The 23637-nt window shown below is 55.5% G+C and carries 22 protein-coding genes, 1 pseudogene and 1 other annotated feature; of the genes and pseudogenes, 13 read left to right on the forward strand and 10 right to left on the reverse strand.

The window, feature by feature from the left end; translation table 11 throughout:
• The first annotated feature begins 49 nt into the window (after positions 1 to 49).
• The gene (locus HB664_RS08200) at positions 50 to 322 is read left to right on the forward strand and encodes a metal-sensing transcriptional repressor (protein ID WP_023310594.1); all 273 of its coding nucleotides are present in this window, start codon (positions 50 to 52) and stop codon (positions 320 to 322) included.
• Here the strand turns inward: HB664_RS08200 and HB664_RS08205 are convergent.
• On the reverse strand, positions 315 to 1880 hold the full coding sequence (locus tag HB664_RS08205; RefSeq protein WP_047061248.1) for an EAL domain-containing protein: 1566 nt from the start codon (positions 1878 to 1880) through the stop codon (positions 315 to 317). The two genes, HB664_RS08200 and HB664_RS08205, sit on opposite strands and share 8 nt — an antisense overlap.
• Positions 1881 to 2099: 219 nt before the next feature.
• On the opposite strand from HB664_RS08205, the gene HB664_RS08210 reads away from it, so the two are divergent.
• Both HB664_RS08210 and ykgO read left to right on the forward strand, forming a co-directional pair.
• Entirely contained in the window at positions 2100 to 2360 is a 261-nt protein-coding gene (locus HB664_RS08210; RefSeq protein ID WP_010428154.1) for a type B 50S ribosomal protein L31, read from the forward strand.
• 2 nt (positions 2361 to 2362) lie between these two features.
• Positions 2363 to 2503, forward strand: a complete 141-nt coding sequence (gene ykgO / locus HB664_RS08215; protein WP_003859006.1) for a type B 50S ribosomal protein L36 — start codon at positions 2363 to 2365, stop codon at positions 2501 to 2503.
• Here ykgO and HB664_RS08220 read toward each other — a convergent pair.
• Complete coding sequence (locus tag HB664_RS08220) at positions 2500 to 3210, reverse strand: GNAT family N-acetyltransferase (protein ID WP_048978929.1); 711 nt, start codon at positions 3208 to 3210, stop codon at positions 2500 to 2502. The two genes, ykgO and HB664_RS08220, sit on opposite strands and share 4 nt — an antisense overlap.
• A gap of 101 nt (positions 3211 to 3311) precedes the next feature.
• On the opposite strand from HB664_RS08220, the gene HB664_RS08225 reads away from it, so the two are divergent.
• Complete coding sequence (locus tag HB664_RS08225; protein WP_219940602.1) at positions 3312 to 4772, forward strand: PLP-dependent aminotransferase family protein; 1461 nt, start codon at positions 3312 to 3314, stop codon at positions 4770 to 4772.
• On the opposite strand, the gene HB664_RS08230 is transcribed toward HB664_RS08225, so the two are convergent.
• From HB664_RS08230 to acrA, 6 genes are all read right to left on the reverse strand, one after another.
• On the reverse strand, positions 4744 to 5211 hold the full coding sequence (locus HB664_RS08230) for a YlaC family protein (RefSeq protein ID WP_219940603.1): 468 nt from the start codon (positions 5209 to 5211) through the stop codon (positions 4744 to 4746). The genes HB664_RS08225 and HB664_RS08230 overlap by 29 nt on opposite strands.
• Positions 5212 to 5328: 117 nt before the next feature.
• Entirely contained in the window at positions 5329 to 5880 is a 552-nt protein-coding gene (gene maa / locus HB664_RS08235) for a maltose O-acetyltransferase (protein WP_219940605.1), read from the reverse strand.
• A 205-nt stretch (positions 5881 to 6085) separates the two neighbouring features.
• Positions 6086 to 6304 carry an HHA domain-containing protein gene (locus tag HB664_RS08240; protein WP_008499287.1) on the reverse strand — a complete coding sequence of 73 codons (219 nt, stop codon included), beginning with the start codon at positions 6302 to 6304 and terminating at the stop codon, positions 6086 to 6088.
• 27 nt (positions 6305 to 6331) lie between these two features.
• Positions 6332 to 6706 (reverse strand): Hha toxicity modulator TomB, encoded by a 375-nt coding sequence (tomB, locus tag HB664_RS08245; RefSeq protein WP_008499288.1) that lies wholly within the window; start codon positions 6704 to 6706, stop codon positions 6332 to 6334.
• 511 nt (positions 6707 to 7217) lie between these two features.
• Complete coding sequence (gene acrB, locus HB664_RS08250) at positions 7218 to 10364, reverse strand: multidrug efflux RND transporter permease subunit AcrB (protein ID WP_029741964.1); 3147 nt, start codon at positions 10362 to 10364, stop codon at positions 7218 to 7220.
• 22 nt (positions 10365 to 10386) lie between these two features.
• On the reverse strand, positions 10387 to 11580 hold the full coding sequence (gene acrA / locus HB664_RS08255) for a multidrug efflux RND transporter periplasmic adaptor subunit AcrA (RefSeq protein ID WP_219940606.1): 1194 nt from the start codon (positions 11578 to 11580) through the stop codon (positions 10387 to 10389).
• A gap of 141 nt (positions 11581 to 11721) precedes the next feature.
• Here acrA and acrR point away from each other — a divergent pair, with 141 nt between their 5' ends.
• Positions 11722 to 12375, forward strand: a complete 654-nt coding sequence (acrR, locus tag HB664_RS08260; protein ID WP_023310602.1) for a multidrug efflux transporter transcriptional repressor AcrR — start codon at positions 11722 to 11724, stop codon at positions 12373 to 12375.
• 113 nt (positions 12376 to 12488) lie between these two features.
• Positions 12489 to 15836 carry a mechanosensitive channel MscK gene (mscK, locus tag HB664_RS08265; RefSeq protein ID WP_047061253.1) on the forward strand — a complete coding sequence of 1116 codons (3348 nt, stop codon included), beginning with the start codon at positions 12489 to 12491 and terminating at the stop codon, positions 15834 to 15836.
• An 11-nt stretch (positions 15837 to 15847) separates the two neighbouring features.
• Here mscK and rsmS read toward each other — a convergent pair.
• Together rsmS and priC are read right to left on the reverse strand one after the other, a co-directional pair.
• A pseudogene (gene rsmS, locus HB664_RS08270) lies at positions 15848 to 16046 on the reverse strand (pleiotropic regulatory protein RsmS).
• A 14-nt stretch (positions 16047 to 16060) separates the two neighbouring features.
• Positions 16061 to 16588, reverse strand: coding sequence for a primosomal replication protein N'' (gene priC, locus HB664_RS08275; RefSeq protein WP_219940609.1), 528 nt, complete (start codon positions 16586 to 16588; stop codon positions 16061 to 16063).
• A gap of 50 nt (positions 16589 to 16638) precedes the next feature.
• On the opposite strand from priC, the gene HB664_RS08280 reads away from it, so the two are divergent.
• The 7 genes from HB664_RS08280 (at position 16639) to adk (ending at position 23552) form a co-directional block, all read left to right on the forward strand.
• Positions 16639 to 17016: a DUF454 family protein gene (locus HB664_RS08280; RefSeq protein ID WP_219940610.1), complete on the forward strand. Its 378-nt coding sequence runs from the start codon at positions 16639 to 16641 to the stop codon at positions 17014 to 17016.
• Between the two features lie 150 nt (positions 17017 to 17166).
• Complete coding sequence (gene apt, locus HB664_RS08285; RefSeq protein WP_000127359.1) at positions 17167 to 17718, forward strand: adenine phosphoribosyltransferase; 552 nt, start codon at positions 17167 to 17169, stop codon at positions 17716 to 17718.
• 88 nt (positions 17719 to 17806) lie between these two features.
• Entirely contained in the window at positions 17807 to 19735 is a 1929-nt protein-coding gene (dnaX, locus tag HB664_RS08290; RefSeq protein ID WP_182071790.1) for a DNA polymerase III subunit gamma/tau, read from the forward strand.
• Positions 19065 to 19129: a sequence feature (DnaX frameshifting element), on the forward strand. It overlaps the preceding gene by 65 nt.
• 54 nt (positions 19736 to 19789) lie before the next feature.
• Positions 19790 to 20122: a YbaB/EbfC family nucleoid-associated protein gene (locus HB664_RS08295; RefSeq protein ID WP_003858972.1), complete on the forward strand. Its 333-nt coding sequence runs from the start codon at positions 19790 to 19792 to the stop codon at positions 20120 to 20122.
• Positions 20122 to 20727: a recombination mediator RecR gene (gene recR, locus HB664_RS08300; RefSeq protein WP_008499298.1), complete on the forward strand. Its 606-nt coding sequence runs from the start codon at positions 20122 to 20124 to the stop codon at positions 20725 to 20727. Before HB664_RS08295 ends, recR begins: the two co-directional genes overlap by 1 nt.
• A 110-nt stretch (positions 20728 to 20837) precedes the next feature.
• Positions 20838 to 22712, forward strand: coding sequence for a molecular chaperone HtpG (htpG, locus tag HB664_RS08305; RefSeq protein WP_039263967.1), 1875 nt, complete (start codon positions 20838 to 20840; stop codon positions 22710 to 22712).
• Between the two features lie 195 nt (positions 22713 to 22907).
• The gene (adk, locus tag HB664_RS08310) at positions 22908 to 23552 is read left to right on the forward strand and encodes an adenylate kinase (protein WP_006809841.1); all 645 of its coding nucleotides are present in this window, start codon (positions 22908 to 22910) and stop codon (positions 23550 to 23552) included.
• Positions 23553 to 23637: the final 85 nt, after the last annotated feature.

The following is a 23637-nucleotide window of genomic DNA, read 5'->3' on the forward strand; positions in this document are numbered from 1 at the left end:
GGAGTAGAGCGTGGTATGCTTTAAAAGCCAAAAAATAAGGGATACAGAGATGTCACATACCGTTCGCGACAAGAAGATGTTACTGACTCGCCTGAAGAAAATTCAGGGGCAGAGCACCGCGCTGGAGAAAATGCTCAACAGCGATCACGAATGCGCCGAGGTGTTACAGCAGCTGGCGGCGATCCGCGGGGCGGTCAATGGCATGATGATGCAGGTGATCGAAGGGCATTTAACCGATCATGTGGTGAAAGAGCCTGAAGAAGCGCAGCGTGAAGCCGATCTTGGCGTGGTATTGCGGGTGATGAAATCCTATCTCAAGTAGCGTGCGTGCCGAGGTTATTTTCTGCCCAGAGAATAAATTCCGTTTTTGGCAGCGCTTTGCTGTAGTACCACCCCTGCCCGTACTGCACGCCGTGTTGGTGTAGCCAGGCGAGTTGCCCTGCGGTTTCGACGCCCTCCGCCACCATCGCCAGCTTCAGCGACTTCGCTATTTCAATGATGTGCGGCGTCACGTTTTTATACTCCAGCGCATCCACGAACGATTTATCAATTTTTAGCGTATCGACGTCCAGATCCTGCAGATAGCTCAGGCTGGAATAGCCCGTGCCAAAATCATCAATATAAACAGGGTGGCCTGAACGGCGAAATGCGGCGATAGCCGGTGCGCTAATTTTGGGATCGGCAAAGCCGCGCTCGGTGAGCTCCAGGGCGATTTGCCGGGGGTGGATCTGCCACTTGTTCAGGAGCTGGCTCAGCAGAGGCGGCAGGATGCCGGAGGTTAAATCGGCAGGGGCGAGGTTAATGGAGATATGCTGATCCGGATAGCGTTGCAGCCAGTGGCCCATATCTTCAAACACCTTTTCGATGACTAACTGTGTCAGCTTCGAGATGAGCCCCGTTTGCTCGGCAAGGGGGACAAAAATATCCGGCGAGAGGCAGCTTCCGTCCGGCTGAGGCCAGCGCGTCAGCGCCTCAGCGCCCACAATTTTTCCGCTACAGAGCGCCACGATGGGCTGATAGTGCACCACAAAATCCCGGCTGTTAATGGCGTCAAGCAGGCGATTGCGCGGCGACTGGATACGCCGCAGGATCCGCAGGACAAACAGTGCGGCGAGCAGGCTTATCAACATGCCGAACGGTAACCAGAAAAGAAGCTGCCGGTGCCAGGTTTCAGCCAGCGGTTTGAGCGTTGCCCATGCAACGACGGTAAATCCAAGCTCAGGTACAGACTTCATGACGTACATTGAACCGTTGTACTGCACGCTTTTCACACCCCGCTCCTGAACCATGTCGCGGATGTGAGAGTCGAGCTTGCTGCTGCTGGCAAATATGCGGTGCGTTGCGCTTCCTACCAGGGCGGCATCAATCGCTATCTCGCCGAAAGGGATCACGTCCACCAGCGAGGCAGGATCGATCATGACAAGGTAGTGGCCTTTTCCCAGCACCGTCATGTAGCGGTTAAACCCAAGATCGTTTTGCGTGGTCAGCCACGCGCTGTAACCATCTTCGGTAATGCGCATTGGAGGAGGGAAAGGGGACGCATGGCTGGTTTGCTCCAGGGAGGAGCAGAGCGGTCGAAGGTTGTCGATATAAATCACTTCCTGGACATATCGCCACGAGAAAGCGACCCGGCGCATTTCCCGCAATTGCAAGGGGCTACACGGCACGCCCTCAAAGGCCTGCAGGTGATCGAGCGCTTCTTTTGCCTGATCCACAACCCTGTCGGTGCGAACCAGCACGCGGGAGGCATAGTTATCCAGCGCATCGGCGAATTTATCTTCCGCCTGGCGATGGGCCAGCCAGATGCTCAGGCAAATGGGGACCAGCACAGAAAAGATAAGTACGCCAGTCACCAGACTGACCAGATGTCGGGTTTTCATGCTGTCGTGTCCTTCCTCGTATGCCCGTTCCTGGGCATTGAGTTCCCTGCCTGAAGAGAAAGATTTTACCGCGAAATGATATAGTTATAGCACGTGGTTGGCATGGTTTTCATTTTATCTCAGGCATACGAGAAATTATCGTCAGAAGAGAGGGGTTGTTTTTTCAACCTCGCCCGGATATTATTTTGTTATGTTATAACAAAACATAAAGGATTTACGATGAAACCCGATATTCACCCAGCCTATCGCACCGTGGTATTCCACGACACCAGCGCTAATGAATACTTTAAAGTCGGCTCAACCATTAAAACCGACCGCGAAATTGAACTCGACGGTGAGACATATCCGTACATCACCATCGAGGTTTCTTCAAAATCGCACCCGTTTTATACCGGTAAGCAGAAAACGTTCTCCACGGACGGCAGCGCAGCGCGCTTCCGCAAGCGTTTTGGCGGTTTTCTCAATGCGAAGCGGGGCTAACCATGCAGGTACTTAACTCATTACGCAGTGCAAAGCAGCGTCACCCGGATTGCCAGATAGTCAAACGCAAGGGACGCTTATACGTGATTTGCAAATCTAATCCGCGCTTTAAGGCGGTTCAGGGACGTAAAAAAAGACGCTAAACGCGCGTTTCTCGCCAGCTTTCCAGGGATCTTTTCTGTTTGCCATCGGCAGTAAAATTGTCGGTGGCAAGCCAGCTTTCAAAGGCGTTAGCCAGCGCCGGCCACTCTTTGTCGAGAATCGAAAACCAGTCGGTATCCCGGTTACGGCCTTTTATCACCAGCGCCTGGCGAAAGCGTCCTTCAAACTGAAAGCCCAGACGCAGCGCCGCTTTACGGGAAGGCTCGTTCAGGCTATTGCACTTCCATTCATAACGCCGGTACCCCAGGGTATCGAATACGTATCGCATCAGCAGATACTGCGCTTCTGTCGACCCTGGCGTGCGGCTTAACAGAGGAGAGAAGTGAACGTGCCCCACTTCCACGACCCCGTTTTTAGGATCGATCCGCATCAGGGACAGCGTCCCGACAGGAGACTGGGTCCGGTTGTCCATAACGGTAAAGTGGATGGGATCGGATAACTCACTTACGCTCGCCACCCAGTCGGCAAACTCCTCTGCGGTGGCATCGGGTTCACGCAGCAGCCACGTCCAGCTGCGGGTATCTTCGGCCAGTGAATAGGCGGAGAACAACGCGTGGGCATGCTCCACGCGCAGCGGCTCAAGCCGACAATAGTGACCCTGAAGGACCACCCGGGACGGGTGCTGACGAGGCTGCCAGTCGATAAGGGCTTCGCCTACAGGCTGTCCAAACTCGTTGAATGTATTCATCTTTATTTCCGTGACGTTGAAAAGATTTCCAGATTAGTGAATTGCTGGTTCCTTAAAAAGAACCACCAGGCTATGTTTTTCTGGTACCACAAGGAGGGAAGATGAATATACCAGGTGATGAGCTTTACACTTTGCTCCATGCTGCGCTGAAAAAGCGTGGGCAGGAGACGCTTCAGCGCGCGCTCTATCTCGCTTTGCGGGAGGCCATACTGGGCGGAAGGCTTCGGTCCGGCAGCCAGCTGCCCGGTTCGCGAACGCTGGCGCAGCAGATCTCGATTTCCCGAAACACGGTCAATGCGGCGCTGGACCAGCTCACGCTCGAAGGCTATTTGCTGCGTAACCGTCAGGGGACGCGGGTGGGGCAATTCGCTCATCGTACGATTGCCCGGACATTGCCGGATCCTGACGTCAGGCTGACAAAACGTGTCGCCCTGCTGCCCGCGCCCGTGCCGCGCGACACCCCGGTGATGGCGTTTACGCCGGGAACGCCTGCCATTAACTATTTCCCCTTGCCGCTGTGGCGGCGATTGTACGATCGCGTCCTGCGCGAGGAGGGAAGCGCCCTGTTAGGCTATGGCGACCCGGCCGGCGAGCCGTCGCTGCGCGCCGCGATTGCCCGGCATCTCGCCCTGTCCCGCGGTATCGACTGCGACGCCAGCCAGATTGTAATAACCGAGGGAGCGCTGGAGGGCGTCAACCTCTGCACGATGCTGTTAAGCGAGCCTGGCGATGTCGCCTGGGTAGAAAACCCCGGCTATAGCGGGGCAAAGAGTGCGTTTGTTAAAACTGGCCTGGCAATGACGGGAATACCGGTAGATGACGAGGGAATGTGCTGGGAAGGGCTGGATGCGCCTGCGCCCTCAATGATTTTTACCTCACCTTCGCATCAGTTCCCTTACGGGAGCGTGCTCAGCGCGCGGCGGCGGCTGGCGCTGCTGGAGCTGGCCCGGCAGCACAACGCGTGGATCATTGAAGACGATTACGACAGCGAGTTCCGCTATGCCGGTGAGCCCGTACCGGCGATGCTGGGAATGGTCAACAATGCGCCCGTTGTGTATCTGGGGACGTTCAGTAAAACGCTGTTTCCCTCGCTCAGAATGGGGTTCATGGTGCTACCGCCAGCGCTGGCGAAAGCGGCTCGCCCGGCCATCGGCTCGCTGTTGCGCGGAGGGCATCGTGCGGAGCAGCGTACCCTGGCGCTGTTTATTGAAGAAGGTTATTACGCCCGTCATCTTGCCGCCATGCGTCGGCTCTACCGTAAACGCTACCGCCAGCTGCGTGAGGTGCTGGGCGCAGAGCTTTATTCTCCGCACCGCATTCTGGCAGGCGAAGGGGGAATGCATCTGACGCTGGCGATAGACGATATTGACGACCGAAGGCTGGTGGAGCAGGCGAGGGCGTTTCAGCTGGCACCCGCTGCGCTGAGCGGGTACTACCTGGAGGCGAAGCAGGGGCAAACCGGTCTGGTTTTAGGTTACGGCAATACCTCTGCTTCTCAGTTTGCGCCGGGGATCCGACGTCTGCAGGCGTTAATTACGCAGCAGCAGGGCGGGAAAGGGTAAAAACATCATAGAATGAGAGCTGACCTTTGGTGGAGACCATTTTCTGCAGCTTCTCTTTTTGCCCGGCTTCAACCGACGGTGAGTGCATGATGTTTTCGATCAGCTCCTCTGGCACGTAACGCGTGTTGTACCATTCGCCGTTATAGCAGACCCGGAAATCGAGCACGTCGATATCTTCGTAACGGTAGCGCGGATTCACGTCGAAAAAGAAAAAGGCGTTAAAGACGACAAACAGTACAACCAGCAGCCAGACGGAGTCCACCAGCGTTTCGGACTTCAGCATCACAATAAGCGTCGCCAGCCAGGCGGCATACATGGCGACAAACAGTCCAGGATGTTTGCGAATAAAGCTAATGCTAAAGCGCGGGCGATTGTCGCGCTTTTCGCGGAGGTTAAGATCGTCGATGGTGGCGGTAAGCAGGCGCTGTATCTCGGTCATTTTTTGCCTTCATAAGAGTTGACAATACAGGGGGTCTGCCAATTTTAGGGGAGCCATCAGGCTGAAAAAAGTAACAGTCTGGCGCTAAAAGACTATAACAGTTGACTCCCCGCAACCTCACAGCGTTTTGATGATTTTTGCCGGATTGCCGCCAACGACGACGTTAGCCGGGACGTCTTTCGTCACGACGGCGCCGGAGGCCACCACCACATTATCACCAATGGTGACGCCAGGGTTAATGACAGCCCTGCCGCCAATCCAGACGTTATTGCCAATATTGACGGGTTTTCCAAACTCCACGCCGCTGTTACGTTCTTCCGCGTCCAGGGGATGGGTAGCCGTATAAATATGAACACCCGGTGCGAGCATACAGTTATCGCCAATATGCACAGGGCAGACATCCAGCATCACGCAGTCGAAGTTAGCGTAAAAGTTTTTGCCCAGATAAATGTTATATCCGTAGTCGCAGCGGAAGCTCGGCTCAATATAAGCGCCTGCGCTTTGTTCCAGAAGTTCCGCCAGAATGTTCTGGCGTTCTGTTTTTTCATCAGGCGCGGTGTGGTTATAGCGGTAAACCAGATGGCGGGCGTGCAGTCGGTCAGCCCGTAACGTCTCATCGCCGGGGCGGTAATGTTCACCGGCAATCATTTTCTGTTTTTCTAAGCTCATTGGAAACCTCTCTGGATGTTATTACCGAAGGGTAATCGGAACAGGCCAGAAGGGGAACGTTCCCGAAAAGCCAATGTGACTGACGTCACAACATTGCTGCTGATGAACACGTTTTACACGGAGACCTGGCTTACGCACAGGGAGCATAACGGGACAGGTAAATACTCAGAACGAGGCGTAGAACTCTACAGACACCCTTCAAAGATTAACGGACAAATTTCCACACAGAAGTAGGGATTTTGTCATACAGTTTATTCATTGTCAGTTCAGCAAGACGATGGTCAGCGGCTGAATAAAATACCGCCAGTTCATTATCAGAAAGCTCGTATTTATTCTTTTCAATGACGCGCTCAAGCGTATCAATTGACTGACAACGTCGTAAGCGCATCAAATAATCGATTTTTGTGAGTGGTTTATCAGACATAAATTCACCTTAGTAATTGTAATAATTTTAACAGGAAAGACTCACCGGGTTAGCTCTGCTCACGTTGACGAAACAGCGGAATAGCCGATTTCCCGATTTACGCCATTTTTGCAAATCCTGCGCGTTAATGCCGTAACTGCTGAACAACATAAAGGTGTCGTCCAGGTATTCATCAATTTGCTCAATGAGCTTATTATCTTCATTGTACTTAATTTTATAATTAAGTGCGAAGGTTGCGATATGCTCTATCAGCTCATTCAACTGTAAATTGATGGCAGATGTTGGGTCGTTTACCCAGCCATGGTTACTTTCATCAAGATTGGCAAGGCAGTCATGGTACAAGGATTCGCAGAGAAATTTCAACTGCGCGATATCATGCCTTTTTGGCGAGTACTCGTCCATAGCGCATCCCCTTCTGAGTGATTTCTTACTCACCGAACATCATTGTCGGGATGGATACAACTGACTTAGCTACATGAGTGCTGTGTTCCTGATAACCTAACTATAAGCCACTCCTTCCTGGATTTCACCGCGCTATTACGAAAAATTACAAATAAAAACCGCAGGCTGGGAGCGTGTACGCAAATGGTCACCCTGGACTCAACGTTTTTATCCAAATTAACGACGGGGTTTTATCGCTTCCTTACGTTTCATCGGCTTAGCAAAAATGATGAGAAAAGTTCAGATTCAGACTTATCTTTGTAAGAACTTCTTATTAGGAATATTCCTAATAGCTTAAGCGGGGAAATGAATTTAAAAAAATCCTGAATTCACCGATTAAGGTATCAGTTAATTATGATATGTCTATTTAAGATGGCAGAAAATAAATAGAGCCACAATAAGCGTAATTTATGATTTTTTCTGAAAATGAAAAAGGCCGCTAATGCGGCCTTTTTATCATGTGGAACCGGTATCAGTGAGGTTCTACCGAATGACTGTGTTCAACATCTTCATTCTTGCGGCTAAAGCGGCGGCGAACCACCACGAAGAACACCGGTACGAAGAAGATAGCCAGTACGGTCGCGGTAACCATACCGCCCATTACGCCTGTACCTACCGCGTTCTGCGCGCCGGAGCCCGCACCGGAGCTGATAACCAGCGGCAGTACGCCGAGGATGAACGCCAGCGACGTCATCAGGATTGGGCGCAGACGCATACGAACCGCTTCAAGCGTCGCCTCAATAAGACCTTTGCCTTCTTTCTCCATCAGATCTTTGGCGAATTCAACGATAAGTATCGCGTTCTTCGCCGACAAGCCAATGGTTGTCAGCAGGCCTACCTGGAAGTAAACGTCGTTGGTCAGTCCACGGAACGTTGCCGCAAGCAGCGCACCGATAACCCCGAGCGGAACCACCAGCATAACGGAGAACGGAATCGACCAGCTCTCGTACAGTGCCGCCAGACACAGGAAGACCACAATCAGTGAAATGGCGTACAGGGCAGGGGCCTGGTTACCGGACAGACGTTCCTGATAGGACATACCGGTCCAGTCATAGCCGATACCCGCAGGCAGTTTGCTTGCCAGTTCTTCCATCAGGTTCATGGCTTCACCGGTGCTTCGGCCCGGAGCAGCCTGACCCAGGATCTCCATCGATGGCAGACCGTTATAGCGTTCCAGACGCGGCGAACCGTATTCCCAGCGTGAGGTTGAGAACGCCGAGAACGGTACCATCTGACCATTGCTGCCGCGCACGAACCAGCTGTTGATATCGTTAGGCAACATACGGTACTGCGCCTCGGACATCACGTACACTTTCTTCACACGACCGCGGTCGATGAAGTCGTTAACGTAGCTACCGCCCCAGGCTGCGCCCAGCGTGGTATTGATGTCACTGATGGATACGCCCAGCGCCTGGGCTTTCTCCTGGTCGATATCGATCTTGTACTGCGGCGTATCTTCCAGGCCGTTTGGACGCACGCCGACCAGCAGGTCAGGGTGTTTAGCGACTTCACCAAACAGCTGGTTACGCGCCTGCGTCAGTTTTTCGTGGCCCAGACCGCCCTGGTCAATCAGCTGGAAGTCGAAACCGGTCGCCGTACCCAGTTCAACAATCGCTGGCAGGTTAAAGGCAAAGACCATCGCATCTTTAATCTGCGAGAAGGTTCCCATTGCACGGCCGGTGATGGCTTCAACCTTGTTCTTTTCGCCCGGACGTTCAGACCAGTCTTTCAGAGAAACGAAGGCAATACCGGTGTTCTGACCACGACCCGCAAAGCCAAAGCCGTTAACCGCAAACACGGACTCAACGTTGTCTTTCTCTTTGGTGAGATAGTAGTCCGTCACTTCATCCAGCACTTTCTGGGTACGCTCTTGCGAGGCACCCGCCGGAAGCTGTGCCATCGTCAGGAACACGCCCTGGTCTTCATCTGGCAGGAACGAGCTTGGCAGACGAACGAACAGGAAGGCCATGCCCACCACGATGATGATATAGAGCAGCAGGTAACGACCGGTGCTGCGCAGGATGTTGCCCACGCTGTCGGTGTAGTGATGCGTGCTCTTATCGAACATGCGGTTAAACCAGCCGAAGAACCCTTTGTGCTCGCCGTGACCGCCTTTCTGAATTGGCTTCAGCATGGTGGCACACAGGGCAGGGGTCAGGATCAACGCGACCAGTACCGACAGCGCCATCGCGGAAACGATGGTAATGGAGAACTGGCGGTAAATCGCACCGGTAGAGCCTCCGAAGAAGGCCATCGGGATAAATACCGCAGACAGCACCATCGCGATACCGACCAGCGCGCCCTGGATCTGGCCCATTGATTTACGGGTCGCTTCCTTCGGCGGCAAACCTTCTTCCGCCATCACGCGTTCGACGTTCTCGACCACGACGATGGCGTCATCCACCAGCAGGCCGATGGCGAGCACCATCCCGAACATCGTCAGGGTGTTTATCGAGTAGCCGAATATCGACAGGATCGCAAAGGTCCCGAGCAATACCACCGGCACGGCAATCGTTGGGATAAGCGTCGCGCGGAAGTTTTGCAGGAACAGGTACATCACCAGGAATACCAGGATGATCGCCTCAACCAGCGTCTTAACCACTTCATGAATCGAGATTTTGACGAACGGCGTGGTGTCGTACGGATAAACGATTTTCAGACCTGACGGGAAGAACGGTTCCATCTTCTTCAGCTCTGCGCGGATCGCCGTGGCGGTGTCCAGGGCGTTAGCGCCGGTCGCCAGTTTGATACCCAGACCGGAAGCCGGTTTACCGTTAAACTTCGCGATGATGTCGTAGTTCTCACCGCCCAGCTCAACTTTCGCCACGTCGCGCAGGCGAACCTGCGAACCGTCCTGATTCACCTTCAGCAGAATTTTGCTGAATTCATCGGCAGAGGTCAGACGGGTCTGCGCGATGATCGAGGCGTTAAGCTGCTGGCCTTTCACCGGCGGCGTACCGCCTAACTGACCGGCCGCTACCTGGGCGTTCTGCGCTTTAATCGCGCTGATCACGTCAACCGGCGTCAGCTGGAAGTTGTTCAGCTTGTTCGGATCCATCCAGATACGCATCGCGTACTGGGAACCGAACAGCTGCACGTCACCCACACCGGAAGTACGGCTGATGGCGTCCTTCATGTTGGCGCCCACGTAGTCGGAAATATCCTCCTGCGTCATGGTGCCGTTGGTGTTGATAACGCCGACAACCATCAGGAAGCTACTGGACGATTTCTCGACGCTCACACCCTGCTGTTGTACTTCCTGCGGCAGCAAAGGCATAGCCAGCTGCAGTTTGTTCTGCACCTGAACCTGCGCAATGTCAGCATCCGTACCTGACTGGAAGGTCAGGGTGATCTGCACCGTACCGGTGGAGTCACTGTTTGAGGACATGTACATCAGGTTATCGATACCGTTCATGTTCTGTTCGATAACCTGGGTGACGGTGTCCTGCACCGTTTTCGCATCAGCTCCCGGGTAGGTTGCGGAAATTGTCACCGCCGGTGGCGCAATCGTTGGATATTGCGCAACAGGCAGCTTCAGGATCGCAAGTCCCCCGGCCAGCATGATGATTATGGCGATCACCCACGCAAATATGGGGCGATCGATAAAGAAATTAGGCATGTCTTAACGGCTCCTGTTTAAGTTAAGACTTGGTTTGTTCTGACTGGCCAGCGGCCGAAGCTTGTTGTTTATCGTCAGATTTCACTTCCTGTGCTTTAACCTGCGCGCCAGGACGAACTTTTTGCAAACCAGTAACAATCACGCGATCGCCATCTTTCAGACCTTCCGTCACCAGCCATTTATCGCCAATCGCCTGGGTGGCGGTGATATTGCGCGTTTCGACTTTGTCATCAGCCCCAACAACCAGCGCGCTAGCATCGCCGCGTGGCGTACGGGTCACTCCCTGCTGTGGAACCAGAAGTGCGGTTGGATTCGTTCCTTCTTCCAGACGCGCGCGAACGAACATACCTGGCAGCAGATTTTTGTCAGGGTTCGGGAAAATCGCACGTAAGGTGATGGAACCGGTAGTCTGGTCGACCGTCACGTCAGAGAATTCCAGGGTTCCTTCCTGCGGGAACTTGATACCGTCATTGGTAATCAGTTCCACTTTGGCTTTGCCGTTTTCCTGTTTCAGGGTGCCGTTAGCCAGCTCCTGTTTCAGGCGCAGGAAATCGTTGCTGGACTGCGTCACGTCAATGTAGATCGGATCAAGCTGCTGCACGGTTGCCAGCGCATTGGTCTGACCGTTCTGCACCAGCGCCCCTTCCGTGACGGAAGATTTACCAATACGACCGCTGATAGGGGAGGTCACTTTGGTATAGGCCAGGTTAATGCGCGCGGTTTCGACGGCCGCTTTGGCTGCCACCACGGCCGCGTTAGCCTGCTGTGCGTCTGCCAGGGCGGTATCGTAATCCTGTTGGCTGATGTACTTGGTGCCGAGCAGCTTTTGGTAGCGGTTCAACGTCAGCTGAGCAATTTTGGCTGCGGCTTGTGCTTTCGCCAGGTCGCCTTTCGCACTTTCATAAGAGGCCTGATAGGTTGCTGGATCAATCTGATACAGAGACTCACCGGCTTTCACATCACCACCTTCGGTGAAGTTACGCTTCAGGATAATGCCGCTGACCTGAGGACGCACTTCCGCAATGCGGTAAGCATTGGTACGGCCTGGTAATTCGGTGGTGATTTGTAGAGGTTCAGATTTGAGCGTCACGACGCCTACTTCTGGCGCCTGCTGAGCTCCTTGTTGAGCTGGTTTGTCGTCACATCCTGTTAGCGCTAAGCTGCCTGAGAGCATCAGAACGACCGCCAGAGGCGTTAACCCTCTGTTTTTGTTCATATGTAAACCTCGAGTGTCCGATTTCAAATTGATCAAGGGTCCTGAGTCTAAAAACCCATTGCTGCGTTTATATTATCGTCATGCTATGGTACATACATTCACAAATGTATGTAAATCTGACTCCTGTAAATTCACCCACCTATGGCACGAAAAACTAAACAACAAGCGCTGGAAACCCGACAACACATTCTGGATGTGGCAATACGTTTGTTCTCGCAGCAGGGTGTTTCATCCACCTCGCTGGCGCAGATTGCTCAGGCTGCCGGTGTGACGCGAGGAGCGATTTACTGGCATTTTAAAGATAAGTCAGATCTGTTCAGTGAAATCTGGGAGCTTTCAGAGTCCAGCATTAGCGATCTCGAGAGTGAGTATCGGGCAAAATTCCCTGACGATCCACTCTCAGTATTGAGAGAAATATTAGTATATATCCTTGAAGCAACGGTAGTTGAAGAACGTCGCAGATTAATGATGGAGATTATTTTTCATAAATGCGAGTTCGTGGGCGAGATGGCGGTGGTGCAGCAGGCGCAACGCAGCCTTAGCCTGGAGAGCTATGATCGTATTGAACAGAATCTGAACCTGTGTATGCAGGCAAAACTCTTACCGGCCAATCTCTTGACCCGACGGGCGGCAATCCTGATGCGCAGCTACATTTCCGGTCTGATGGAAAACTGGCTTTTCGCGCCGCAATCCTTTGACCTCAAAGAGGAAGCCCGCAGCTACGTGGCGATTTTACTGGAAATGCTACAGCTCTGCCCCACGCTGCGCAGCGACGCGCCTTCGCTAACGGCCTGATCCCTTTCCAGGATTTATCTCAGAGGATAACGTTCGCGCTATTCTGCTTTCAGCGAGCGTGATATTCTTCACGCCGGACTATTTTCGGTCATCTTCTGACATCATTCACAACTATGCTGCCCATCAATCGCTCGCAACATCCTGTTTTTGCATTGCTCTTTGCGATGCTGTTTTTCTTCGCCACGGCGCCGCTGACCTGGGCCCGCGCCGATAACAGCAATGATATTCCCTCGCGCAGCGATGTTCAGTCGCAGCTCGACACGCTGAACAAACAAAAAGATCTCTCCCCTCAGGAGAAACTCGTCCAGCAGGATCTGACGGAAACGCTGGAAACGCTGGATAAAATTGAACGCATCAAAGCGGAAACCGTCCAGCTTCGTCAGAAGGTGGCGCAGGCGCCTGAAAACATGCGTAAGGCCACCGACGCGCTGAATGCCCTCAGCGATGTGGATAACGACGACGAGACGCGCAAGACGCTCTCGACGCTCTCTTTACGCCAGCTGGAGTCCCGCGTCGCGCAACTGCTCGACGACCTGCAAACCGCGCAGTCGGATCTCGCAACCTATAACAGCCAGCTTGTCTCGCTGCAGACCCAGCCCGAGCGCGTGCAAAACGCGATGTACGCCGCGTCTCAGCAGCTGCAGCAGATCCGCAACCGTCTGAACGGCACGACGGTCGGCGAAGGCACGCTGCGCCCGACGCAGCAAACCCTGCTGCTGGTTCAGCAGACCTTGCTCAATGCACAGATTGAACAGCAGCGTAAAAGCCTGGAAGGGAATACGGTGCTGCAGGACACGCTTCAGAAACAGCGTGATTACGTCACCGCGAATATTAACCGCCTGGAACACCAGCTTCAGCTGTTGCAGGAGGCGGTAAACAGCAAACGCCTGACCCTGACGGAAAAAACCGCCCAGGAGGCCGTATCGCCTGACGAAACCGCCCGCATTCAGGCGAATCCGCTGGTGAAACAGGAGCTCGAGGCCAACCACCAGCTTAGCCAGCGCCTGATACTGGCGACGGAAAACGGCAACTCGCTGGTTCAGCAAAATATCAAAGTGAAGAACTGGCTGGATCGCGCGCTGCAGGCTGAGCGCAACATCAAAGAGCAGATTGCGGTCCTGAAGGGCAGCCTCCTGCTGTCGCGTATTCTCTACCAGCAGCAGCAGACGCTCCCGTCCGCCGATGAGCTGGAGGACATGACCAACCGCATTGCGGATTTACGTCTGGAACAGTTTGACGTCAACCAGCAGCGCGATGCCCTTTTCCAGAGCGATGCCTTTGTCGCCAAAATTGAAGAGGGGCATTCCAGCGACGTGAACCCGGAAGTGCACGACGCGCTGCTCCAGGTCGTCGATATGCGTCGCGAGCTGCTGGACCAGCTCAACAAACAGCTGGGCAACCAGCTGATGATGGCCATTAACCTGCAAATCAACCAGCAGCAGCTGGTGAGCGTCTCGAAAAGTCTGCAGGAGATCCTGACCCAGCAGATTTTCTGGGTGAACAGCAACAAGCCGATGGACTGGGACTGGGTCAAATCCTTCCCGGAGACGCTGAAAACGCAGATTAAGAGCATGAAGATCACCGTAAACTGGGAGAAAGCCTGGCCTGCGGTGACGATTGCCTTGCTGGCGGGATTACCGCTGCTGCTGATTGCCGGCCTGATCCGCTGGCGTCTGGGCTGGCTGAAAAAATATCAGGCGAAGCTGGCCTCCGAAGTGGGGCAGCTGCGCAACGATAGCCAGCTCCATACGCCAAAAGCGATTCTCATCGATCTCATCCGCGCCCTGCCGGTGTGTCTGATTATTCTGGCGGTGGGCCTGATTCTGCTCACGATGCAGCTCAACGTCAGCGATCTGCTGTGGGCGTTCAGTAAAAAACTGGCGCTGTTCTGGCTGGTCTTTGGCGTGTGCTGGAAGGTGCTGGAAAAAGACGGCGTGGCGGTGCGTCATTTCAACATGCCTGCGCAGCTGACCAGCCACTGGCGTCGTCAGATTGTGCGCATCAGCCTGGCGCTCCTGCCGCTGCACTTCTGGTCGGTTGTCTCTGAGCTTTCTCCGCTGCACCTGATGGATGACGTGCTGGGCCAGCTGGTCATTCTGCTGAACCTGCTGCTGATTGCGATCCTGATGTGGCCGATGTGCCGCGACAGCTGGCGTGATAAAGAGTCCCACAATATTCGCCTGGCCACCGTGACGGTGCTGGCGATCATTCCGCTGGCGCTGATGGTGCTGACGGCAACGGGCTACTTCTATACCACGCTGCGCCTGTCCGGGCGCTGGATTGAAACGGTCTATCTGGTGATCGTCTGGAACCTGCTCTATCAGACCGTGCTGCGCGGCCTGAGCGTGGCGGCCCGCCGCATCGCCTATCGCCGTGCTATCGCGCGTCGTCAGCATCAGGTGAAAGAGGGGGCCGAAGGCGCGGAGCCTCAGGAAGAGCCGACCATTGCCCTGGAGCAGGTTAACCAGCAGACGCTGCGTATCACCATGCTGGTGATGATCGCCCTGTTTGCGGTGATGTTCTGGGCTATCTGGTCCGATCTTATTACCGTTTTCGCCTATCTCGACAGTATTACCCTCTGGCAATACAACGGTACCGAAGCGGGCGCGGCGGTCATGAAAAGCGTGACCATGGGTAGCCTGCTGTTTGCGCTGGTGTCGTCGGTGGTGGCCTGGGCGCTGATTCGCAACCTGCCAGGCCTGCTCGAAGTGCTGCTCCTGTCACGTCTGAATCTCCGCCAGGGGGCGTCCTACGCCATTACCACGATCCTCAACTACGTGATCATTATTGTCGGGGCGATGACGGTCTTTGGCTCGCTTGGCGTCTCGTGGGATAAACTGCAGTGGCTGGCGGCCGCCCTCTCGGTCGGTCTTGGTTTTGGCCTGCAGGAGATCTTCGGTAACTTCGTGTCCGGCCTGATCATCCTGTTCGAACGTCCGGTACGAATCGGCGATACCGTTACCATCGGCACCTTCTCCGGTACGGTCAGCAAGATCCGTATTCGTGCCACCACCATCACCGACTTCGATCGCAAAGAGGTGATCATCCCGAACAAAGCGTTCGTGACCGAGCGCCTGATCAACTGGTCGCTTTCCGATACGGTGACGCGCGTGGTGATCCGCCTGGGCGTAGCCTATGGATCGGATCTGGAGAAGGTGAAAGAGGTGCTGCTCAAGGCGGCGTCAGAACACCCGAAAGTGATGCACGATCCGGCTCCGGCGGTCTTCTTCACCACCTTTGGGCCGAGCACGCTGGATCACGAGCTGCGTTTATACGTGCGCGAGCTGCGTGACCGCAGCTACACGGTGGATGAACTCAACCGTTCTATCGATCGTCTGTGCCGTGAAAACGATATTAATATCGCCTTCAACCAGCTCGAGGTTCACCTGCGTAACGAGAAAGGTGATGAGCATACGGAAGTGAAGCGCGACATTAAGGGTGACGATCCTACGCCTGCTTAATCTATTTTCTCTCAGCCCTCAGGGGCGAGGGAACGATTTTCCCCCTCTCCCTCAGGGAGAGGGCTGGGGTGAGGGTAATTTACCTTCAAAATCCCGCCGCACAATCTCCAGCGCCTTAAGCACCGTTTCGGCGGGGATCTCATGATTCTCGAGAAGCATAATCAAATCGACGGCCAGCTTGACCTCATCGGGTGCATTTTCCAGTGACATGGGTGTAGCTCCTGTTAACGGGTCAAACGTTCAATGACGCGCTCAATTTCATCCCGCGCCTGACGGCAGCGGACGATGCGTCCTTCCAGCGCGCTAATCTCGCGCATCAATAGCTGCTGCTCTTCCAGCGTCTCGCTGTTGTTCAGCCGCGTCTCGCGCTCGCGCTTCATCTCAAAGAGCCTGCGCTCAAACTCCTGGTTCTCCAGCCGCTTGCGCTGCCATTTACCGAGCCCCGGCGAGGCGCTGTCCCAGGCGCGCAGCGGCCAGGCGGCGATTTCGCGATGCAGAGCGGTGATCTGCTCTGTGAGATGCTCTGCGAGCCACACTACCTGCTCCTGCTGTTCATTTTCAACCGCATGGCGAAGCTCGTCGAGGTTGGTCTGCGCTTCCGCCAGGTAATCCTGAATGACGGTGCTGCGGGTACGAAAAAGCTGCCGGTCAAAGCGCGGTTTCAGCGTGGCGTGGCCCATCAGCGGTGTAGCCTGCTCCCGCAGAGCACTAAGCTGATTTTGCAGCCTCTCAAGAAGCAGTGCTGTTTTCAAGGCGCTCTCCAGTGGTAAAGTAGCCGTTCAGTTTGATAACGATTCGCATTATGAAGCGTACTATTTTAATCATCATTGGCTGGCTCGCGGTAGTGCTTGGCACGCTGGGTGTGTTTTTACCCTTGCTGCCGACCACCCCGTTTATCCTGCTCGCGGCCTGGTGCTTCGCCCGCTCGTCGCCGCGTTTTCACCACTGGCTGCTCTATCGCTCATGGTTTGGCGGCTATCTGCGGCACTGGCAAAAACACCGGGCCATGCCGCCCGGCGCAAAGCCGCGCGCGATCGCGGTGATCCTCATCACCTTCGCTATTTCATTATGGCTGGTGAAAATGATGTGGGTACGTATTCTGCTGCTGGCGATCCTCCCCTGCCTGCTTTTCTTCATGTGGCGGATCCCCGTGGTTGATGAAAAGCAACAAAAGCACTGAAGCCTCATCATGGCTGTTGCAATTATCACGCGCAGCCAGTAAATTCGACCGTTTTCGAGCACAGGTGCGCCTGGTCAAAGGTTAAACAATTGTTGCCTTGGCCGACTCGTTGCGCGCTGTGAGTAACACTGTTTCATTTAGGCAAAACCGATGACCGCAACTGCACAGCAGCTTGAATATCTGAAAAACAGCATCAAAAGCATCCAGGACTATCCAAAGCCTGGCATTCTTTTCCGTGATGTCACCAGCTTGCTGGAAGACCCGAAAGCGTACGCGCTCAGCATTGAACTGCTGGTCGAGCGTTATAAAAACGCCGGGATCACCAAAGTAGTAGGTACCGAAGCCCGTGGCTTCCTGTTTGGCGCACCGGTTGCGCTGGCAATGGGCGTGGGTTTTGTGCCGGTGCGTAAGCCGCGCAAACTGCCGCGTGAAACCATTGCTGAGAGCTATGAGCTGGAGTACGGCACCGATCAGCTGGAGATCCACGTTGATGCGATCAAGCCTGGCGACAAAGTGCTGGTGGTGGACGATCTGCTGGCAACCGGCGGTACCATTGAAGCGACCGTGAAATTGATCCGTCGTCTGGGTGGTGAAGTGACCGACGCGGCATTCATCATCAACCTGTTCGATCTCGGCGGTGAACAGCGCCTGGAAAAACAGGGCATCACCAGCTACAGCCTGGTGCCTTTCCCGGGTCATTAATCCCGGTTTTCACAACCTCGCTCAATGGGTGAGGTTGTGATAGCATTCCCCTCCATAAATTCACCTTCCAGCGTTGCAGAGCCTGCCCATGAGTTATCAGGTGTTAGCCCGTAAATGGCGACCACAAACCTTTGCTGACGTTGTCGGTCAGGAACATGTGCTGACGGCCCTGGCGAACGGCTTGTCGCTAGGTCGCATCCATCACGCCTATCTTTTCTCCGGCACCCGCGGCGTCGGTAAGACCTCTATTGCCCGTTTGCTGGCAAAAGGTCTCAACTGCGAAACCGGGATCACCGCCACGCCGTGCGGCGTGTGCGATAACTGCCGGGAGATCGAGCAGGGGCGTTTTGTCGATCTGATCGAGATCGACGCCGCCTCGCGTACCAAAGTGGAAGATACCCGCGATCTGCTCGATAACGTGCAGTACGCCCCGGCGCGCGGCCGCTTCAAGGTCTACCTGATCGATGAAGTGCACATGCTGTCGCGCCACAGCTTTAACGCCCTGCTGAAAACGCTGGAAGAGCCGCCCGCGCACGTGAAGTTCCTGCTGGCGACCACCGATCCGCAAAAGCTGCCGGTCACGATTTTGTCGCGCTGCCTGCAGTTCCACCTGAAGGCGCTGGACGTTGAGCAGATCCGCGCGCAGCTTGAGCACATTCTTGATGAAGAGAAGATCGTTCACGAGCCGCGCGCCCTGCAGCTGCTGGCCCGCGCGGCGGACGGCAGCCTGCGTGATGCGCTCAGCCTGACCGACCAGGCGATTGCCAGCGGTGACGGCAAGCTCTCCACCGAGGCGGTCAGCACCATGCTCGGCACGCTGGATGACGATCAGGCGCTGTCGCTTATCGAGGCGATGATCGCCGCCAACGGCGAACGCGTGATGTCGCAGGTGAACGCGGCCGCTGCCCGCGGTATCGAATGGGAAGGACTGCTGGTTGAGATGCTCAGCCTGCTGCACCGCGTGGCGATGCTGCAGCTTTCTCCGTCCGCCATCGGTGCGGATATGGCCGCCATTGAACAGCGGATGCGTGAACTTGCCCGCACCGTGCCGCCTGCCGACGTGCAGCTGTACTACCAGACGCTGCTGATTGGCCGCAAAGAGTTACCGTTCGCGCCGGATCCACGAATGGGCGTTGAAATGACGCTGCTGCGCGCGCTGGCGTTCCACCCGCGCATGCCATTGCCGGAGCCGGAAGCGCCGCGGCAGTCTTTCGCGCCGGTCGCCCCTACGGCGGTGATGTCGCCGCAGCAGGTGCCACCGCAGCCGACACCGCCGCCGCCGCAAAACGTGCCGCTGTCGGATGCCACCAGTTCGGTGCTTGCCGCACGCAGCCAGCTGCAGCGTGCGCAGGGAGTAACCAAACCAAAAAAGAGTGAACCGGCAGCGCCAGGAAGAGCGCGGCCGGTGAACAACGCCGCGCTTGAACGACTGGCCTCGGTAACGGAGCGCGTACAGTCGCGTCCGGCACCGTCCGCGCTCGAGCAGAAAGCCCCGGTGAAAGAAGAGGCTTACCGCTGGAAGGCAACCACCGTCACCGAAGAGGTGAAGGAAGAGGTCGCCACGCCGAAAGCGCTGAAAAAGGCGCTGGAGCATGAGAAAACGCCGGAGCTTTCCGCGAAGCTTGCCGAAGAGTCCATTGCGCGTGACGCCTGGGCCGCCGAGGTCAGCAAACTCCAGCTGCCGAAGCTGGTCGAGCAGGTCGCGCTGAATGCCTGGAAAGAGCAGGACGGCAATCAGGTGCGTTTGCACCTGCGTCCGGGCCAGCGGCACCTCAATTCCCCTGGCGCGCAAAAGGCGCTGGCCGAGGCGCTCACCGCATTACAGGGTGCGCCGGTTGAATTGACTATCATTGAAGATGATAATCCGGCAGTGAAAACGCCGCTCGAGTGGCGTCAGGCCATTTATGAAGAAAAGCTCGCGCAGGCGCGAGAGGCGATTATTGCGGATAACAACATTCAGACCCTGCGCCGGTTCTTCGACGCCGATCTGGATGAAGAGAGTATTCGCCCCATTTGATCGTGAGTCTGACTTACGGTTGTAATCCTTAAACGTGAAAGAAGAGAGAAGCCTATGTTTGGTGGAAAAGGCGGTCTGGGTGGCCTGATGAAGCAGGCTCAGCAGATGCAGGAAAAAATGCAGAAGATGCAGGAAGAGATCGCTCAGCTGGAAGTCACGGGTGAATCCGGTGCCGGTCTGGTCAAAGTGACCATCAACGGTGCGCACAACTGCCGTCGCGTGGAAATCGACCCGAGCCTGCTCGAAGACGACAAAGAGATGCTGGAAGATCTGGTTGCAGCCGCGTTTAACGATGCCGCTCGCCGTATCGACGAAACTCAGAAAGAGAAAATGGCCTCTGTTTCCAGCGGTATGCAGCTGCCGCCTGGCTTCAAGATGCCATTCTGATGCAAACCAGTCCGCTGCTCACGCAGTTAATGGAAGCACTGCGCTGCCTGCCGGGCGTTGGCCCGAAGTCGGCGCAGCGCATGGCGTTTACGCTATTGCAGCGCGACCGCAGCGGCGGGATGCGCCTGGCGCAGGCTTTAACCCGCGCCATGTCAGAAATTGGTCACTGTGCGGATTGCCGCACCTTTACCGAGCAGGACGTGTGTAACATCTGTACGAACCCGCGTCGTCAGGAAAACGGTCAGATTTGCGTGGTGGAGAGTCCGGCGGACATCTACGCCATCGAACAAACCGGGCAGTTTTCCGGCCGCTACTTCGTGCTGATGGGGCATCTCTCCCCGCTGGACGGTATTGGCCCGGATGATATCGGTCTTGACCGCCTTGAACAGCGTCTTGAGTCCGAAACCATCAAAGAGGTGATCCTCGCCACCAACCCGACGGTGGAAGGGGAGGCAACCGCCAACTACATCGCCGAACTGTGCTCGCAGTACGGCGTTGACGCCAGCCGCATCGCCCACGGCGTGCCGGTGGGCGGCGAGCTGGAAATGGTCGACGGCACCACGCTGTCGCACTCTCTGGCCGGGCGTCACAAGATTATTTTCTGACCAAACGGAGGCTGCGCGCGCGGCCTCCGCTTGAAAATTTCCCCCCTTATCCCCATCTCTCACTCAACGTTTTAAAACCCCATTAAATGGCATTGTTGAGGTCGACATAGATGAAAGGACAAGAAACCCGTGGTTTCCAGTCAGAAGTAAAACAGCTTCTGCACCTGATGATCCATTCCCTGTATTCCAACAAAGAAATTTTCCTGCGTGAGCTGATTTCCAACGCCTCGGACGCGGCGGACAAGCTGCGCTTCCGCGCGCTGTCCAACCCGGACCTGTACGAAGGTGACGGCGAGCTGCGCGTGCGCGTCTCGTTCAATAAAGAGAACCGCACCCTGACCATCGCCGATAACGGCATCGGGATGAACCGCGACGAGGTGATCGACCACCTCGGCACCATCGCCAAATCCGGCACCAAAGCGTTCCTTGAGTCCATGGGCTCTGACCAGGCGAAAGACAGCCAGCTCATCGGCCAGTTCGGCGTGGGCTTCTACTCGGCGTTTATCGTGGCCGACAAAGTTACCGTCCGTACCCGTGCGGCAGGCGACAGCGCCGAGAACGGCGTGCTGTGGGAATCCAAAGGGGAAGGCGAATATACCGTTGATGACATCACCAAAGCGGATCGCGGCACCGAAATCACCCTGCACCTGCGTGAAGGGGAAGATGATTTCCTGAACGACTGGCGCGTGCGCTCCATCATCAGCAAATATTCCGATCACATCGCCCTGCCGGTAGAGATTGAAAAACAGGAAGAGAAAGACGGTGAAACCGTGGTTTCCTGGGAGAAGATCAACAAGGCGCAGGCGCTGTGGACGCGCAACAAGTCTGAAATTAAAGACGACGAATACAACGAGTTCTATAAGCACATCGCCCACGACTTTACCGACCCGCTGACCTGGAGCCACAACCGAGTGGAAGGTAAGCAGGAGTACACCAGCCTGCTGTACATCCCGGCACAGGCGCCGTGGGACATGTGGAACCGCGATCACAAGCACGGCCTGAAGCTGTACGTGCAGCGCGTATTCATCATGGACGACGCCGAGCAGTTCATGCCGAACTACCTGCGCTTCGTGCGTGGTCTGATCGATTCCAACGATCTGCCGCTGAACGTCTCCCGTGAGATCCTTCAGGACAGCACCGTCACCCGTAACCTGCGCAACGCCCTGACCAAACGTGCGCTGCAGATGCTGGAAAAACTAGCGAAAGACGATGCGGAAAAATATCAGACCTTCTGGAAACAGTTTGGCCTGGTGCTGAAAGAAGGCCCGGCAGAAGACACCGCGAACGTTGAAACGATCGCCAAACTGCTGCGCTTCGCCTCTACGCACACCGACTCCTCCGCGCAGACCGTGTCGCTGGAAGAGTACGTCTCCCGCATGAAAGAAGGGCAGGAGAAGATCTACTACATCACCGCCGACAGCTACGCGGCGGCGAAGAGCAGTCCGCACCTGGAGCTGCTGCGCAAGAAAGGCATCGAAGTGCTGCTGCTTTCTGACCGCATCGACGAGTGGATGATGAACTACTTGACCGAGTTCGACGGTAAATCCTTCCAGTCCGTAGCCAAAGCCGACGAGTCCATCGACAAGCTGGCGGATGAAGTGGACGAAAGCGCGAAAGAAGCCGAGAAGGCGCTGGAGCCGTTCGTTGAGCGCGTGAAAACCCTGCTGGGCGAGCGCGTGAAAGAGGTGCGCTTCACGCACCGTCTGACCGACACCCCAGCCATTGTCACCACCGATGCGGACGAAATGAGCACCCAGATGGCGAAACTGTTCGCGGCGGCGGGCCAGGCGATGCCGGAAGTGAAATATATCTTTGAGCTTAATCCGGATCATCCACTGGTGAAACGCGCGGCGGATACCCAGGACGACGCCCGCTTTGCCGAGTGGGTTGAACTGCTGCTGGATCAGTCCCTGCTGGCCGAGCGCGGCACGCTGGAAGATCCTAACCTGTTCATTAAACGTGTGAATGCGCTGCTGCTGGCGTAATTGAACACCTGCCCCTCACCCTGCCCTCTCCCCTTTGGGGAGAGGGTTAGGGTGAGGGGAAACAACCGCACTAATGCAAATAATCTCCCCCCGTTAACCGTTTCAGCCTTCCCGCCTTCCTTGAGCGATGCCCGTTCTGGTGGTATTGTTTAGCGCTTTTGAAAAATTGAAACGACTTTTGAGGGGATTTTCGCAATGCGTATTATTCTGCTTGGCGCTCCGGGCGCGGGTAAAGGAACTCAGGCTCAGTTCATCATGGAGAAATACGGTATTCCGCAAATCTCCACCGGTGACATGCTGCGCGCCGCTGTAAAATCTGGCTCCGAGCTGGGTAAACAAGCGAAAGACATCATGGACGCAGGCAAGCTGGTGACCGACGAGCTGGTTATTGCTCTGGTCAAAGAGCGCATTGCGCAGGAAGACTGCCGTAACGGTTTCCTGCTGGACGGCTTCCCACGCACCATTCCTCAGGCTGACGCCATGAAAGAAGCGGGCATCAACGTGGACTACGTTCTGGAGTTCGACGTACCGGACGAGCTGATCGTTGACCGTATCGTTGGCCGTCGCGTACACGCTGCTTCTGGCCGCGTTTACCACATCAAATTCAACCCGCCTAAGGTTGAAGGCAAAGACGACGTGACCGGCGAAGAGCTGACTACCCGTAAAGACGATCAGGAAGAGACCGTGCGTAAACGCCTGGTGGAATACCATCAGATGACCGCGCCGCTGATCGGCTACTACACCAAAGAAGCGCAGGCGGGTAACACCAAATACGCCAAAGTTGACGGCACCAAAGCCGTGGCTGACGTACGTGCAGAGCTGGAAAAAATCCTCGGCTAATCGCGCGCCTCTCACCCGGGCTCCCGGGTGAGAAATATTCTCATCTTACCTATTACAGCAATGGGTTTCGTTTAAACGCATTTCC

The organism is Enterobacter sp. DNB-S2, assembly GCF_019443845.1.
GTDB lineage: Bacteria > Pseudomonadota > Gammaproteobacteria > Enterobacterales > Enterobacteriaceae > Enterobacter > Enterobacter asburiae_B.